The organism is Salinicola salarius (assembly GCF_002179555.1).
GTDB lineage: Bacteria > Pseudomonadota > Gammaproteobacteria > Pseudomonadales > Halomonadaceae > Salinicola > Salinicola salarius_A.
Window position 1 is genome coordinate 155978 of record NZ_NHOU01000003.1, and the last position, 13819, is coordinate 169796.

The window sequence follows — 13819 nt, forward strand, 5'->3', positions numbered from 1 at the left end:
ATGCTGAATACGGTCATCGAGGGCGTGATCGCCTTCATGCTGGTCGCCGGAGGCGCGTTCGCCTTCATCGGCTCGCTGGGCCTGACGCATTTGAAGGATTTCTACATGCGTCTGCACGGCCCTTCGAAAACGACGACGCTGGGGGTCGGCTGCACCCTGATCGGTTCGCTGATCTATTTCAGCCAGGAAGACGGCCCGATCGTTCAGGAACTGCTGATCACGATCTTCGCGTTCATCACCGCGCCGGTATCGGCACACATGCTGGCCAAGAGCGCCCTGCACCACAAGCTCAAACCGGATCCCCGCACCCGCGGCAATCCGGTCGAGCTGGAGAGCGAGAAGCCCAAGCACACCATCGAGGAAGCCCCCCAAGGCGACTCTCCCCTCCCTTGAAGGGTTAAGCGCTGAAAAGTGCGCGCCGTCTCCGAGACGGCGCGCCGTCGGCTTCACCAGCCGGCGGTGTGCTGTTCGACCAGGCTGGTCAGCAGGGTAATGTGCTCCGGACGATCGTTGAGGGCGGGAATATAGCGATAGCGCCCGCCTCCGGCTTCCTGGAAGTAGTGGCGATTCTCGGCGTCGATCTCCTCGAGCGTCTCGAGGCAGTCCGCCGCGAAGGCCGGACTGATGACGTCGACGCACTCGATCTTGTCCGCGCCCCATGCCTTCAGCGTCTCGTCGGTGTAGGGCTTGAGCCACTCCTCGCGGCCGAAGCGCGACTGGTAGCTCTGGAACCACTCGCCCTCGCTCAGTCCAAGCTCTTCCGCCAGCAGCCGGCTGGTCTTCTCGCAGTGCCTGGCATAGGGATCGCCGTTGTCGACGTAGCGCTTGGGGATGCCGTGATAGGACATCAGCAGCCGGCCGCCGTCGCCGTTGGCCTCCCAGTGCTGGCGAACGCTGGCAGCGAGAGCCGAAATATAGTCGGGGTGATCATGATAATCGCGCACGAAGCGCAGCTCCGGCAGGTGCGGGCAAGGTTCCAGTGCCTTGGCCAGCCGCTGGAATACCGCCCCGGTGGTCGTGCGGGAGAACTGCGGATAGAGCGGCAGCACCAGAATGCGCTCCACGCCGGCCTCGCGCAGCCTGAGCCCGGCTTCTTCCATGCTCGGCTTGCCGTAGGTCATCGCCAGCTCGACCGGGATCGACTCGCCCGTCTGGCTCGCCAGACGTTCACGCAGCGCTCGCTGCTGGCGGCGGCCGATCGCCATCAGTGGCGAGCCTTCCTCCTGCCATACCGACGCATAAGCCTTGGCGACCTTGGGCGGGCGGATGCGAAGAATGACGCCATGCAGAATCGGCCACCACAGCCAGCGTGGCGCATCGATGACTCGCGGATCGCCGAGGAACTCGCCAAGATACTGCCTCACGGCCTTGGGCGTGGGCGCCTCGGGCGTTCCCAGATTGACCAGCAGCACTCCGAAACGGGCCGCCATAAAACCACTCCTTTCCCTGCCGACTTTTGTCGAGATTCTACCACTGCCGCGTGAACCGGCCCGATCATCTTATACGATCAATACCATGTGTATAAGTTATGGATAACCCATGGGCGCGTCCGCCCGCTGATATTGTCGATGATGCGCCACTTTGCCGATACCCTGCGCGACAAAGGGTATCAGGTTCATACAGCAGACCCGAAGACGATGGCAACCAGCAGCAATCTGCTCCAGAAAGCCGAGCGGCCGCCGTATCCGTATCGGAACGACATCACAAGCCAAGTTAACGTGCTGATCGAAGCGCACTTCGGCGATCGTTTCGGCATCCTGGACGGTTTCAACGGGGGCAGAGAAGCTGGAGAGGAACGAGGGGAAAGGCGTGGACGGCGAACTTCCCTCCGTGTCGAGGCAAGTCACTCTTCGACTCGCCGGAGGGAACTGAATTGATGAATGAAATGGTTGGCGAATGAAATGGATTGATGAATGACGTGTCGACTAGCCGACGCTTTCCGGATCAGAAGACCAGCGGCATTCGCGACAGCAGCGGATCGTGATAATGCGGCTCGTGGCCGACGATCTCGTCGTTGGCGACCTGTTGAACCAGGTAGGCACGATGGATGCCGGCCCGTTTCAATTCGCCGTAGACGTCCTCGAGCGAACGAAACAGCATCGGCTTGCCGCGCCGGGTCAAGGCCTGCGTGGCGCCATCCCCGGGCTCCAGCATGACCTGATAGTAGCGACTGCCGGCATGGGCGATGACCCGTATTTCGAAGTCTTCATGGTGTCGCTGATAGTGTTCAAGCTCCTTGAGCTCCATGGTTCCCTCCTGTGGGTTGAGTATGGAATCGTTACGGCAGGCCGGCACTCCTTGCCGAACCTTTGACTAGCCGCTTCCCGAATGCCGATGCAGAATCCGCCTCGGCCTTACCGGGACAATCGGCCAATTGAGCCTCATCTTTATTAAGACTATGTTGCACCACGAGAGTTCAGCGCGGGATTTCGTCGCTATTCGTGCGAACGGTCACGACAACGCGCCCGTTCTCGGCCCGCTTGGCCGCACCTTTGAAGCGGCTCCAGAGATCACCGAAATTGTCGATCCGCGCGGTGGGCGGTACCCGCAACGCCGTGATGGAAAGCCGGGTGATGGGGAAGAATCGCCATTGATCGAAGCGATCCTTGGCATGAAAGCCGCCCGCCTGCCGCTCCGATTCCGGCAGCAACTGCAGGCTCTCATCGCGAAAGCAGCGCTGGATCCGGCTCAGTTTCGACTGCAAGCCGCTATCGTCGTTGAGCAGAAGAATGAAGTCGTCGCCTCCGAGATGGCCCAGGAAGTCGTTCCGCCCCGCCGCATCGCTCAGCACTCTCGCCAGTGTCAGGATCATCTGGTCACCCATTGCGTAGCCGAAGCGATCGTTGAACGGCTTGAAATGGTCCAGATCGAGATAACAGGCAACGAAGGGACTTGCCTGGCTTCGATAATGTTCCAGCGCTGCACGGATCGGCCGATTCCCTGGAAGCTGAGTCAGCGGATTGGCCTGGCGGGCGATCTGGACCTGCTGTTCGGTAAAGAGCTGCAGAAGATTGATGACGTGTCCGATGCCGAGATAGCGCCCGCCATCGGTAATGATGAAGTCCTCGTCACGCATCGAGTCGTCGCGTCCGGTCACCTTGCGCGATACGCGCTCGAGCGGTTCCCCCGCCTCGACGCAGAGCGCCCCTCTCTGCATGATCTTGTCGATGGACTGGCGGCCGTAGAGATCGAAGCCGAAGCGGTTGCCGAGCAAGGCCATCAACTGCCGGCGGCCGAGCAACCCCACCGGCGTTCCCTGCTCGTCGACCACAGCCAGGGCATTGGCCTCAGGCAGACGGCTGAAGCGCTCCGCGGCCTCTCCGATGCTGAGCGTGGTCGTCAGTGCCGGCAAGGGTACGCACAGCCGGCGAATTTCCGTGGCTGCCGCTGCCGGACGACGCGATGCCGCCAGGGCGACCAGGCGCGACTCCAGTACGTCACGCGATCGCTGAGGCGCCGGTTCGGGACGAGCGAACAGCCACCCCTGGCAGTAGTCGGCCCCGAGTTCGAGCAGGGTATCGAGCTCTTCCTCTCGTTCGACGCCCTCGGCAACCACGCGGCTTCCCAGGCTGTGTGCGATGTCGATAATCGACCGCACGAAGCGCCTTTTCACGCGGTCGCGATCTACCCCAGCCACGAAGTGGCGATCAAGCTTGACGTAGTCGGGGTTGAGTTGTGACCAGAGCCTGAGCCCGGCGTAGCCGTCACCGAGATCGTCGAGCGCGATGGAGAACCCCATCGACTGATAATGCTCGGCGGCTTCGGCCATCAGTTCTGGATCGATGCCGGGAGACTGCTCGGTAATTTCGATGACGATCTGGGACGGTGTCAGGCCATGATCGGACAGCAATTGTAACGTCTGGCCGCTGATGTGGGCCGGGTCGATCAGCACTTCCGGACTGACATTGAGAAACAGCAGTTCACCCAGCCCCGTCTCGACCCAGCGCTCGAAGGCCCTCTCGCGACAGACCCGCTCCAGGGAAGCCAGCAGACCGCGGTCACGGGCCGTCTGGAACATTGCCAGCGGGCTGGAGAAGCGAGAGGTTCGCGGCCCGCGGGACAATGCCTCGTAAGCCAGCACCCGACCGGTGGCGACGGAGACGATAGGCTGAAAGTGCACGTTCAGATCGCGCTGGGCGATCAGGGCTTCGAGAGAGCCGGGGGCAAGAGAAACGGCGGATTGGTCCATGAACGCCATTGAGCCCCAAGGTCATGACAACATGGTGACACAAAACATTACATGGAAAGAACGCGCCGTTTCAGGGAAAGATCGACAGTCTACTGGTAAGCGGAAGGATCGATGGCCTTGCCTAGGGAGTTGCGGTCGATCCATTTTCCCGCCTTGGCTTCCTTGTAGCGAAACACGACCCGGTCACCGACGGCTACCGGCAATTCGGCGTCTTCCGTCTGGTAACTGTAGAGCTCGCCGTCGACGGTCAGCCAGTGACGATAGAGATCCGGCATGCCCAGCCACTCCTTGAACGGCCCTTCCCGTTCGAGCTTCTCCAGTTGGCCGCGCACTTCGATCTTGGGCACACGCTGACGACGACCTCGCTGAAAACCGCCTGCCATGGTTTGACTCCTTGATGTCTTTTCTACGTCGGCGCTGCCGACATGTTTCGGTTGTATCGAACTGGACGTATCGAACTGGACGTATCGCGAACTGGACGTATCGCGAACTGGACGTACCGACTTATTCGTAGTGCTGACCGTAACTATCCGGCGCCAGATCCTCGAAACGGGTGTACTTGCCAATGAATGCCATATGGACGGTACCGATCGGGCCGTTACGCTGCTTGCCGATAATCAGCTCCGCCAACCCCTTGTTGTCGGGATTGTCGGTATTGTAGACCTCGTCACGATAGACGAAGGCGATGACATCGGCATCCTGCTCGATGGCACCCGACTCACGCAGATCCGACATTACGGGCCGCTTGTTGGGACGCTGCTCCAGTGATCGGTTGAGCTGGGACAGCGACACCACCGGGCAGTTGAACTCCTTCGCGATGCCCTTCAGCGATCGCGAAATCTCGGAGATCTCTGCGGTACGATTCTCGGAAAGCCCCGGCACCTGCATCAGCTGCAGGTAGTCGATCATCACCAGACCGATATTGCCGTGCTCGCGAGCGATTCGGCGCACGCGGGAGCGCAATTCATTGGGAGAAAGCGCCGGAGTGTCGTCGATGAACAGCTGGCGATCCTTGAGCAGGTTGACCGCCGAAGTCAACCGCGGCCAGTCCTCGTCCTCGAGCTGGCCGGTTCGGACGCGTGTCTGATCGATCCTGCCCAGGGAAGAGAGCATGCGCAGCATCAACGACTCGGCAGGCATCTCCATCGAGAAGACGATGACCGGCTTGTCATTGGAGACAACGGCATGTTCGACCAGATTCATGGCGAACGTCGTCTTGCCCATCGACGGGCGCCCGGCGATGATCACCAGGTCCGACGGCTGCAGACCCGATGTCATGTCGTCCAGATCGCGGAACCCGGTAGAGATCCCGGTCATCTGGCCCTTCATGTTGAACAGCTCGTCGATCCGATCGACGGCCTTGGTCAGCAGCTGGCTCATGCCGATGGGGCCACCGAACTTGGGCCGGGACTCGCTGATCTGGAATACCAGCCGTTCGGCTTCGTTGACCAGCTCGTCCGGCAGCCGCCCTTCCGGAGAATAGGCGCTGTCGGCGATCTGGCGCGAGGCCTGGATCAGCTTGCGCAACGTCGCCCGCTCGCGAACGATATCGGCATAGGCGCGGATATTGCTTGCAGAGGGCGTATTGCGTGCCAGTTCCGCCAGATAGGCGAGCCCGCCTACGCTTTCGAGCTGATCCCGGCGTTCGAGCGCTTCCGACAGGGTCACGACATCGAGCGGATGTGCGCTCTCGGCCAGCTCCGCCATCGCATTGAACGTCAACCGGTGCTCATGGCGGTAGAAGTCGTCTGCCACCAGACGCTCCGACACCGTATCCCAGCTGCTGTTGTCGAGCATCAGCCCGCCCAGTACCGACTGCTCCGCCTCGAGCGAGTGCGGCGGTACCTTCAGCTGCGCGGTTTCCTGATCGTTGTCGACGCGTTGGTTCATGCTTGGCGTTCACCTATGTCATCTTGCGCTGAATGATCGCGCGCTGGACAAACGGGAGTGGTCTGGCGCCCATTCTACCCAGTCGTTCGTCGCCTGCCGATCACGAAAAAGGCACGTAGGGCGGTAAGCCCTACGTGCCTTGAGCCAGACGTCACATCGGCGATAGAAGTCGAGCTTTACTCGGCCACGACCACGACGCGAACGCTGGAAGTGACTTCGGCGTGCAGCTGCAGCGCGATGTCGTATTCACCGGTCTGGCGAATCGGACCTTCCGGCATGCGCACTTCGCTCTTGGCGACTTCGATGCCGGCCTGAGCCATGGCTTCGGCCAGATCACGCGGACCGATAGAACCAAACAGCTTGCCTTCGTCACCCGCCTTGGCGACCAGAGACAGTTCGATCTCGGCGAGCTGAGCGGCGCGTGTTTCGGCCTGAGCCTTGCGCTCGGCAGCCTGGGCTTCGAGCTCGGCGCGCTGCGCTTCGAACGCTTCGACGTTGTCTTTGGTTGCCGGTACGGCCAGGCCGTAGGGAACCAGGTAATTACGGCCGTAACCGGGCTTGACGGTGACCTTGTCACCCAGATCGCCCAGCTTGCCGATGTTATCGAGCAGAATGACTTCCATTCTCGTGAACCTCTCGTCAATCACTGCGTGTCAGACGACCGCGAAAATCCGCGAAGGTATCTACCAACGCCAACAGCAGTACAATCAGAATCGTGGGCCAGGTGGTCAACAGCAAGGCATAGAAGCCTACCAGCCAGAACCCGCTCATTCCCTTCAAACCGATAAACCCATGTACCAGCGCCACACCGGCAACCAGTAACGGCACCCAGGCCAGCAGGCTGGCAGCAGGGACGGCCAGCACTATCCCCAGCACCATCAGCCCGACCAGTAGCAGAAGCTGCTTCCGCGAGAGCCTCAGCGCGTGAAACTCCTCGCGGAACCCGCCCGGGTTGTAGAGCCCGGCCTGCCAACTGCGGGCCAGTGCCAGGCAGGCAATGCCGGCGAGCAATACCACCAAGCCGGTCGCGCCACCGATCACCAGCGCCGCCATCATTTCGGTATCGACGCCCTGCGCCGATAGCTGATCCAGCATGCGGGCAACCTCTGACGAGCTTTGACGCAGCTCCGCCAGCAGCGATTCGGTGCCACCCGCCGGGAGGAAGATCCCCAACTGGACCATCGCCATGCAGACCACGCTGCCGACAATCAAGGCTTCCGACCAGCGCATGCGCGACCGCAGTACCGTCGCCATCAGCGTCACCAGCAGAATACTGGCCAGCGGTACCGCATCGCCCTGCACCCACCACCAGCCGGCGGGCAGCGCCGCTGCGATCAGTACCGGTGCTGCAGTCGTCATGCCTCGACGCAGCGTGACCAGCCCCGCCACGGCAGCGCTGAACCAGAACAGCCATGGCACAAGCGCCGTCAGTGCGGCTGCCGCAACGGCCTGCGGCGTACCGCGCATGATCCAACGGGCCAGTACCAGCATGATGCCTCGCTGTGGTTTACCGAAACCTGGGTTTACCGGAACCCGGGTTTACCGATCAAGGATATCGAATCAGGGTTTACTGGTGGCTGTCGGAGTACGGCAGCAGCGCCAGGTAACGCGCCCGCTTGATAGCGGTGGACAGCTGACGCTGGTAGCGTGCCTGGGTACCCGTAATGCGGCTCGGAACGATCTTGCCGGTTTCGGTGACGTAGGCCTTCAGCGTATCGATGTCTTTGTAGTCGATGTACTTCACGCCTTCGGCGGTGAAGCGGCAGAACTTACGGCGACGGAAAAAACGTGCCATGAGAGTCTCTCCTTAGCGAAATCGGATCAGTTGGTTTCTGCGGCAGTTTCGGAACGCTCGGGGCGCTCAGAACGCTCACGATCGCCACGCTCGGAGGACTTGTCGTCACGGCGACGGCTCTTTTCTTCAGCCGGCTTCATCATCGGCGAGGCTTCGGTCACGGCCTCTTTGCTGCGCACGATCATGCTGCGGATGATGGCATCGTTGAAGCGGAAGATGTTCTCGATCTCGTCGAGGGTCTCGCCGCTGCATTCGATGTTCATCAGCACGTAATGTGCCTTGTGGATCTTGTTAATCGGGTAAGCCAGGTGACGGCGACCCCAGTCTTCGAGACGATGCACGGTACCGCCGTTTTCGGTGACGAGGCTGGTGTAGCGCTCGACCATGGCCGGAACCTGCTCGCTCTGGTCCGGATGGACCATGAACACGATTTCATAATGACGCATGTTAGCTCCTTTCGGTTTGGCAGCTTCCGCGCGGTGCCGATCATCAAGAGATGGCTACCACGAGAAGCAAGGAGTCGATACCGGATTGCGGTACTCGACCGCATCTACATCCGAATATTCAGACCAATTGGCGCTCTATCCCGGCGCTTCCGAGCCATCAGGCAAGCCTGGCGAATCGGATATACCCCGGAACGGAGCCGCATTCCATGAGCATAGCCTGCCCATAGAACCGCGCAATTGTAGAGACAGGGGCCACCGGGTGCAAGCTCAACCGGCGGCAACGAGCCCGCGCTGGCGGACGGCTTCGAACAGGCAAATCCCGGTGGCAACCGAAACGTTGAGGCTGGAAACCCCGCCCTGCATCGGCAGCTTGACCAGCCCATCGCAGGCTTCGCGAGTCAAGCGGCGCAGGCCCTTGCCTTCCGCGCCCATTACCAGCGCGCAGGGCACGGTGAAATCGGCATCATAGACGAGCGCATCGGCCTCGCCGGCGGTGCCGGTGATCCAGACGCCCTGCTGCTTGAGCTTCTCCATGCAGCGCGCCAGGTTGGTGACCTGAAACACCGGAACGAGTTCGGCCGCGCCACAGGCCACCTTGCGTACGGTGGCGTTCAGCGGTGCGGACTTGTCCTTGGGCACGATCACGCCATTGACACCGGCAGCATCGGCACTACGCAGGCAAGCGCCCAGGTTGTGCGGGTCCGTGACGCCATCGAGGATCAGTAGCAGCAGGGGCTTGTCCGCCAGCCACTGCTCGAGGCGCCACCACAAGGTAGTTTCGCTTTCCGCGACCAGCGGTTCGCAGAATCCGATCACGCCCTGGTGGGAGGCCTGGTTGGAAATCCCGTCCAGTGTTTCTCGCCCCACTCGTTTCAAATCACAGCCCGCCGCATGAGCCAGCTGCAGCAGGGCTTCCAGACGGTGCTCGGCGTGCCCTTGCTGAATCCACAGCACCCTGGGCGGCTGCCCCCGCTCGAACAACGCCCGAACGGCATGCACTCCGTAGACCGGCTCCAGCCCGTCTGGCGTGCGGGGACAATCCCCCGTTCTGGCCGATTGGCGCCGGTTCGCTGAACGGCTCATGGCATCACCCACCTTGACCCGCCTGGCACCACGCCTACAACGATCAACGCGTTCATCGCTTGCCTCGACGCTGGCGCGGACCGCGAGACCGGCGCTTGGGCGCACCGCCCTCTTCGTTGCCGGTAGAGGCACCCTGACGCTCGCGCTTGCCGGGGCGATTCTTGCCTGATGACTTCTTGGCCGGCGCAGCGCTGTCATTGGCTTCTGCACCGGGCTTATGACTACGTGGCGTACGGTGATGACGCGGCGTCGCATCGGCCAGATCGAAATCGATCTTGCGGTCGTCGAGATCCACACGCGCCACGCGAACGGTCACTCCATCGCCCAGACGATAGGCAACGCCACTGCGCTCGCCCTTGAGGCGGTGTTTCTCGGCTTCGTAGTGGTAGTAGTCGGATGGCAGGGAAGTGACATGCACCAGCCCTTCCACGTAGACGTCGTCGAGACGCACGAAGATCCCGAACTGCGTCACCGAGGCGATCGTGCCTTCGTAGACCTCGCCAACCTTGTCCGAGAGGAACTCGCACTTCAGCCAGTCGGTCACGTCGCGGGTCGCCTCGTCGGCACGGCGCTCGGTCATCGAGCAGTGCTCGCCCAGCTCGATCATCTGCTCGAAGGTGTACGGGCACCAGGTGGAGGGTTTTTCCACCGGCGCCCCCTCGGCACGCAGCACGGTCTGCGTCTGGCGCGGCCCTCGAATGACGGAGCGGATCGCACGATGGACCAGCAGATCCGGATAGCGGCGGATCGGCGAGGTGAAATGTGCGTACGCCTGATAGGCGAGACCGAAGTGCCCATCGTTCTGCGGCGAATAGACGGCCTGGCTCATCGAGCGCAGCATTACGGTCTGGATGATATCGAAGTCCGGGCGACCCTGAATCGCCTCTCGCAGCGCCTGATAATCCTTGGGTGTCGGCTCATCGCCACCACCCAAGGTCAGGCCCAGCTCGCCCAGGAACACGCGCAGGTTCTCCAGCCGCTCCGAGGCTGGCGACTGGTGAACACGATAGAGCGCGGGCAGGTCATGCTTGTCGAGGAAGCGCGCCGTGGCCACGTTGGCGGCCAGCATGCACTCCTCGATCAGCTTGTGGGCGTCGTTGCGGCTGCGCGGGACGATCTTTTCGATCTTGCGCTCGTCGTTGAAGACGATCTGCGTTTCGGTGGTATCGAAGTCGATGGCGCCACGCACTTCCCGCGCCTTGCGCAGCACCTGGTAGAGCGCGTGCAAATTCTCGAGCGAAGGCACCAGCTCGCGATACTGCTCGCGTAGCGCCGTTCCCTCTTCGCCATCCGGCTCCTCCAGCATGGTGCCGACCTGGTTGTAGGTCAGTCGCGCATGAGACTGGATCACCGCCTCGTAGAACTTGTAGCGGCTGATCGTTCCGTTCTGCGAGATGTTCATTTCGCAGACCATGGTCAGGCGATCGACGTGCGGATTGAGCGAACAGAGCCCATTGGAGAGCAGCTCCGGCAGCATCGGCACGACCTGACCAGGGAAGTAGACCGAGTTGCCGCGAATATGGGCCTCGTTATCCAGCGCACTGCCGCCACGGACGTAATGGGAAACATCGGCAATCGCCACGACCAGTTTCCAGCTCCCGGATTTCGTCTTCCAGGCACAGACGGCGTCGTCGAAATCCTTGGCGTCTTCGCCGTCGATGGTCACCAACGGCATCTCGCGCAGATCGATGCGCGCCACCTTGTCCTCTTCCTTCACTTCGGCCGACATGCCAGCGATCTGATGTTCCACTTCCGGCGGAAACTCTGCCGGGATATCGTGGGAACGAATCGCGATATCGATCTCGAGACCGGGGTCCATCCTCTCCCCCAGGATCTCCACCACCTCGCCGACCGGCTGCTTGCGGGTTTCCGGCTGCTGGGTGATACGCACCGACACGATCTGGCCGTCTCTTGCGCCACCGCTGACGCTGTGCGGGATGATCACTTCCTGGCTGATGCGGGAGTTCTCCGGTATCAACACGGCGAATTCCGAGGTGTTCTGACGGAACACGCCGACCAGCGTCTGGGTATTGCGCGCCAGCACTTCGGCTATGGTGCCTTCGGCGCGACCACGACGATCCCGACCGCTGATGCGCGCCAGCACCACATCGCCATCGAAGACGCGGCGCATCTGACGCGGCGGCAACACCAGGTCAGGCTTGACGCCATCGTGGCGAATCAGAAAGCCCATCCCATCCCGGTGGCCCTGCACCCGGCCCTTGATCAGGTCGAGCTTGTCGATCAGGGCATAGGCGCCCTTGCGGTCCCTGAGGATCTGACCGTCGCGTTCCATGGCGGCCAGGCGCCGACGCACGGCTTCCAGCTGGTTCTCGTCCTCGAGCCCCAGCATGGCGCTCATGTTTTCGTGCGTAATCGGCTTGCCGTACTCCTCCAGACGCGACAGCAGATATTCGCGACTGGGCACGGGGTTATCGTATTTCTGGGTTTCGCGAGCCGCGTGCGGATCGTCGTTCAACGTCCAATGAGTCATGCAACCATCATCCTTGCGTTGAGCCAGCGGGGCCTGATTTGTAGAGAATAGTCACGCGGCGGGCGGCCTGGGCCGTTCGATTTTTTGGGATTCATGCCCCAAGTATAGCGGCCACGCCTGTTCGACCCAACCATGCACTGTCCAATGTGACCAATTGCCCGTGCCGCGGCGCGCATCGCCGCACCGCAAGACCATGACCGAGCGGGATATATCAACGCGCATGAGATGCTTGCATTCGGACACAGAGTCGGTATTATGCATCGCGCCTTGGCCCAGATGGCGGAATTGGTAGACGCGCTAGCTTCAGGTGCTAGTGTCCTTACGGACGTGGAGGTTCAAGTCCTCTTCTGGGCACCATCGCTTACGGCGATGGCGCTTTCGGGAATGAGAATTCACGAAAGCCATGCATTCAAGGCCGGATAAGCCCGGATGGCGGAATTGGTAGACGCGCTAGCTTCAGGTGCTAGTGTCCTTACGGACGTGGAGGTTCAAGTCCTCTTCCGGGCACCATCCAGACTGCAGTATCAGATTTGCATGACATGCCCAGGTGGCGGAATTGGTAGACGCGCTAGCTTCAGGTGCTAGTGTCCTTACGGACGTGGAGGTTCAAGTCCTCTCCTGGGCACCATGTGTCATGTCATTGTTTCCTCGCAGTCCTCTTCTCTCTGCTATTCCTGCATCTCCCGTTTTCGAAGCATTGCCTGCTTCCATCGCACGCTCAATACCAAGATTCAGGGCCGACGTCCACGGACGTTACTGATAACGCCCCGGACGTGTCGAAACGGCTTCCAGCCCCCAACCGGCAGTTTCCACGTACCCTTCCATCTGACGCTCGATGGAATCGGGCAGTTGCGGAAAGAAATCGAGCCCGGTATGCGCCTCGATCTCATCGACAGTGACCAGAAAGCGAGCCAGCGGCTCGTTGCCGCTGACGTCCTGGGGCATGAGAAATGCCAGCGCCCGCGGCGTCTGACCGGGAACGACCAGTATCTTGTAGAAGCCCACGGGGACCTGGGTAAAGCCCACCCGATGCAGTAGCTGATCGTCGAAGACCGGTCCGGTGACGACCCACACGCGGCCGAAGCGCGGCACGAAGTCATCGATGACGGCCTCCTCCAGGCGTTGCCAAAGCTGCCGATTGAGCTTGGGCCGTTGCGGGGTGATGTTGGTCATCAGGAAACTGGCCAGCTGCGCATCGCGGCCGTGAACGACCGACATCGCATAATTCGGCGCCAGATGCCCCCGGTCGTAGCCGCTATGGGTGTAGTCGTCGCTGCCGATCGGCCACAGGCTACGCCAGTCGGGCTCGAAGCGATCGGGCCGCGGCTGACTGCGGGGGCTATCGACCCGGTTCAGCACGTAGCCCACCCACAATGCTTCGCCCCGCACGTCCGACCACCCGACCAGGAAGCCGTCGTTGCGCAGCACTCGGTTCCAGCCCCGCCAGTCGTTCCACTGCCACTCCGGCACGCCCATCCAACTGAGCCGATCACGGACATCACCTTCCTGCCAGTACCACAGCCCGCTGATGACGACGACAAAAACGAGCCCGATTCGGGACGAGCGAGCCAACTGCCCCAGCAGCCCTCGCCTACGACGACGCGCCACCAGAACTTAGAGACCGACGGAGAACATGGCGTCGAGATCGTGGCGCGAATGCACCTGCATGGCATTGAGTGTCTCGGTATCGCGAATCCCCTCGACGCTCATCAGGCGCTCGGTCACCAGCGTGGCCAGAGACTCGAAATCCCGCGTGCGGGCGATGGCGATCAGGTCATAGCGACCGCAGGTCGAATAGACTTCGCTGATTCCTTCCAGGTCGGCCAGCTGTTCGGCGACACCGCGAATCCGGCCCTTTTCGACATTGATCAGAATGACGGCGTTCTGCATTTCCCTCTCCCACCGAATCAGGCCCGCAACCGGCA

At 61.6% G+C, this 13819-nt stretch carries 15 protein-coding genes and 3 tRNA genes; 5 read left to right on the forward strand and 13 right to left on the reverse strand.

The features are described from left to right. A complete protein-coding gene (locus CCD76_RS03980; RefSeq protein WP_179208835.1) occupies positions 1–393 on the forward strand; it encodes a Na+/H+ antiporter subunit G in 393 nt (130 codons plus the stop codon). 53 nt (positions 394–446) lie between these two features. On the opposite strand, the gene hemH is transcribed toward CCD76_RS03980, so the two are convergent. After that, positions 447–1430, reverse strand: coding sequence for a ferrochelatase (gene hemH, locus CCD76_RS03985; RefSeq protein ID WP_087718255.1), 984 nt, complete (start codon positions 1428–1430; stop codon positions 447–449). A 138-nt stretch (positions 1431–1568) separates the two neighbouring features. Between hemH and CCD76_RS03990 the strand changes: the two genes are divergently transcribed. After that, on the forward strand, positions 1569–1877 hold the full coding sequence (locus CCD76_RS03990) for a hypothetical protein (RefSeq protein ID WP_087718256.1): 309 nt from the start codon (positions 1569–1571) through the stop codon (positions 1875–1877). A gap of 67 nt (positions 1878–1944) precedes the next feature. Here CCD76_RS03990 and CCD76_RS03995 read toward each other — a convergent pair whose 3' ends face one another. The 10 genes from CCD76_RS03995 to rnr form a co-directional block, all read right to left on the reverse strand. Beyond that, complete coding sequence (locus CCD76_RS03995; RefSeq protein WP_071231353.1) at positions 1945–2247, reverse strand: DUF6482 family protein; 303 nt, start codon at positions 2245–2247, stop codon at positions 1945–1947. Positions 2248–2416: 169 nt separating this feature from the next. Next, the gene (locus tag CCD76_RS04000; protein WP_179208836.1) at positions 2417–4189 is read right to left on the reverse strand and encodes a bifunctional diguanylate cyclase/phosphodiesterase; all 1773 of its coding nucleotides are present in this window, start codon (positions 4187–4189) and stop codon (positions 2417–2419) included. A gap of 89 nt (positions 4190–4278) precedes the next feature. Continuing rightward, complete coding sequence (locus CCD76_RS04005) at positions 4279–4572, reverse strand: hypothetical protein (RefSeq protein ID WP_087718258.1); 294 nt, start codon at positions 4570–4572, stop codon at positions 4279–4281. A 121-nt stretch (positions 4573–4693) separates the two neighbouring features. Continuing rightward, on the reverse strand, positions 4694–6079 hold the full coding sequence (dnaB, locus tag CCD76_RS04010; RefSeq protein ID WP_071231350.1) for a replicative DNA helicase: 1386 nt from the start codon (positions 6077–6079) through the stop codon (positions 4694–4696). A gap of 176 nt (positions 6080–6255) precedes the next feature. After that, positions 6256–6702, reverse strand: a complete 447-nt coding sequence (gene rplI, locus CCD76_RS04015) for a 50S ribosomal protein L9 (protein WP_087718259.1) — start codon at positions 6700–6702, stop codon at positions 6256–6258. A 16-nt stretch (positions 6703–6718) separates the two neighbouring features. Beyond that, positions 6719–7570, reverse strand: a complete 852-nt coding sequence (locus CCD76_RS04020; RefSeq protein ID WP_087718260.1) for a hypothetical protein — start codon at positions 7568–7570, stop codon at positions 6719–6721. Between the two features lie 76 nt (positions 7571–7646). Next, entirely contained in the window at positions 7647–7874 is a 228-nt protein-coding gene (gene rpsR, locus CCD76_RS04025; protein WP_035472385.1) for a 30S ribosomal protein S18, read from the reverse strand. 26 nt (positions 7875–7900) lie between these two features. Next, the gene (rpsF, locus tag CCD76_RS04030) at positions 7901–8320 is read right to left on the reverse strand and encodes a 30S ribosomal protein S6 (RefSeq protein WP_071231347.1); all 420 of its coding nucleotides are present in this window, start codon (positions 8318–8320) and stop codon (positions 7901–7903) included. Positions 8321–8587: 267 nt separating this feature from the next. Then, positions 8588–9403 carry a 23S rRNA (guanosine(2251)-2'-O)-methyltransferase RlmB gene (gene rlmB, locus CCD76_RS04035; protein WP_087718334.1) on the reverse strand — a complete coding sequence of 272 codons (816 nt, stop codon included), beginning with the start codon at positions 9401–9403 and terminating at the stop codon, positions 8588–8590. Between the two features lie 52 nt (positions 9404–9455). Beyond that, a complete protein-coding gene (gene rnr, locus CCD76_RS04040) occupies positions 9456–11894 on the reverse strand; it encodes a ribonuclease R (protein ID WP_087718261.1) in 2439 nt (812 codons plus the stop codon). 270 nt (positions 11895–12164) lie between these two features. Here rnr and CCD76_RS04045 point away from each other — a divergent pair. The 3 genes from CCD76_RS04045 (at position 12165) to CCD76_RS04055 (ending at position 12522) form a co-directional block, all read left to right on the forward strand. Then, positions 12165–12251: transfer RNA gene (locus CCD76_RS04045), tRNA-Leu, on the forward strand. Positions 12252–12317: 66 nt separating this feature from the next. Beyond that, positions 12318–12404: transfer RNA gene (locus CCD76_RS04050), tRNA-Leu, on the forward strand. 31 nt (positions 12405–12435) lie between these two features. Next, a tRNA-Leu gene (locus CCD76_RS04055) sits at positions 12436–12522 on the forward strand. Positions 12523–12647: 125 nt separating this feature from the next. On the opposite strand, the gene CCD76_RS04060 is transcribed toward CCD76_RS04055, so the two are convergent. Next, complete coding sequence (locus tag CCD76_RS04060; protein WP_256961092.1) at positions 12648–13502, reverse strand: DNA/RNA non-specific endonuclease; 855 nt, start codon at positions 13500–13502, stop codon at positions 12648–12650. Between the two features lie 6 nt (positions 13503–13508). Further along, positions 13509–13784, reverse strand: a complete 276-nt coding sequence (locus CCD76_RS04065; RefSeq protein WP_071231344.1) for an Lrp/AsnC family transcriptional regulator — start codon at positions 13782–13784, stop codon at positions 13509–13511. Positions 13785–13819 lie beyond the last annotated feature (35 nt).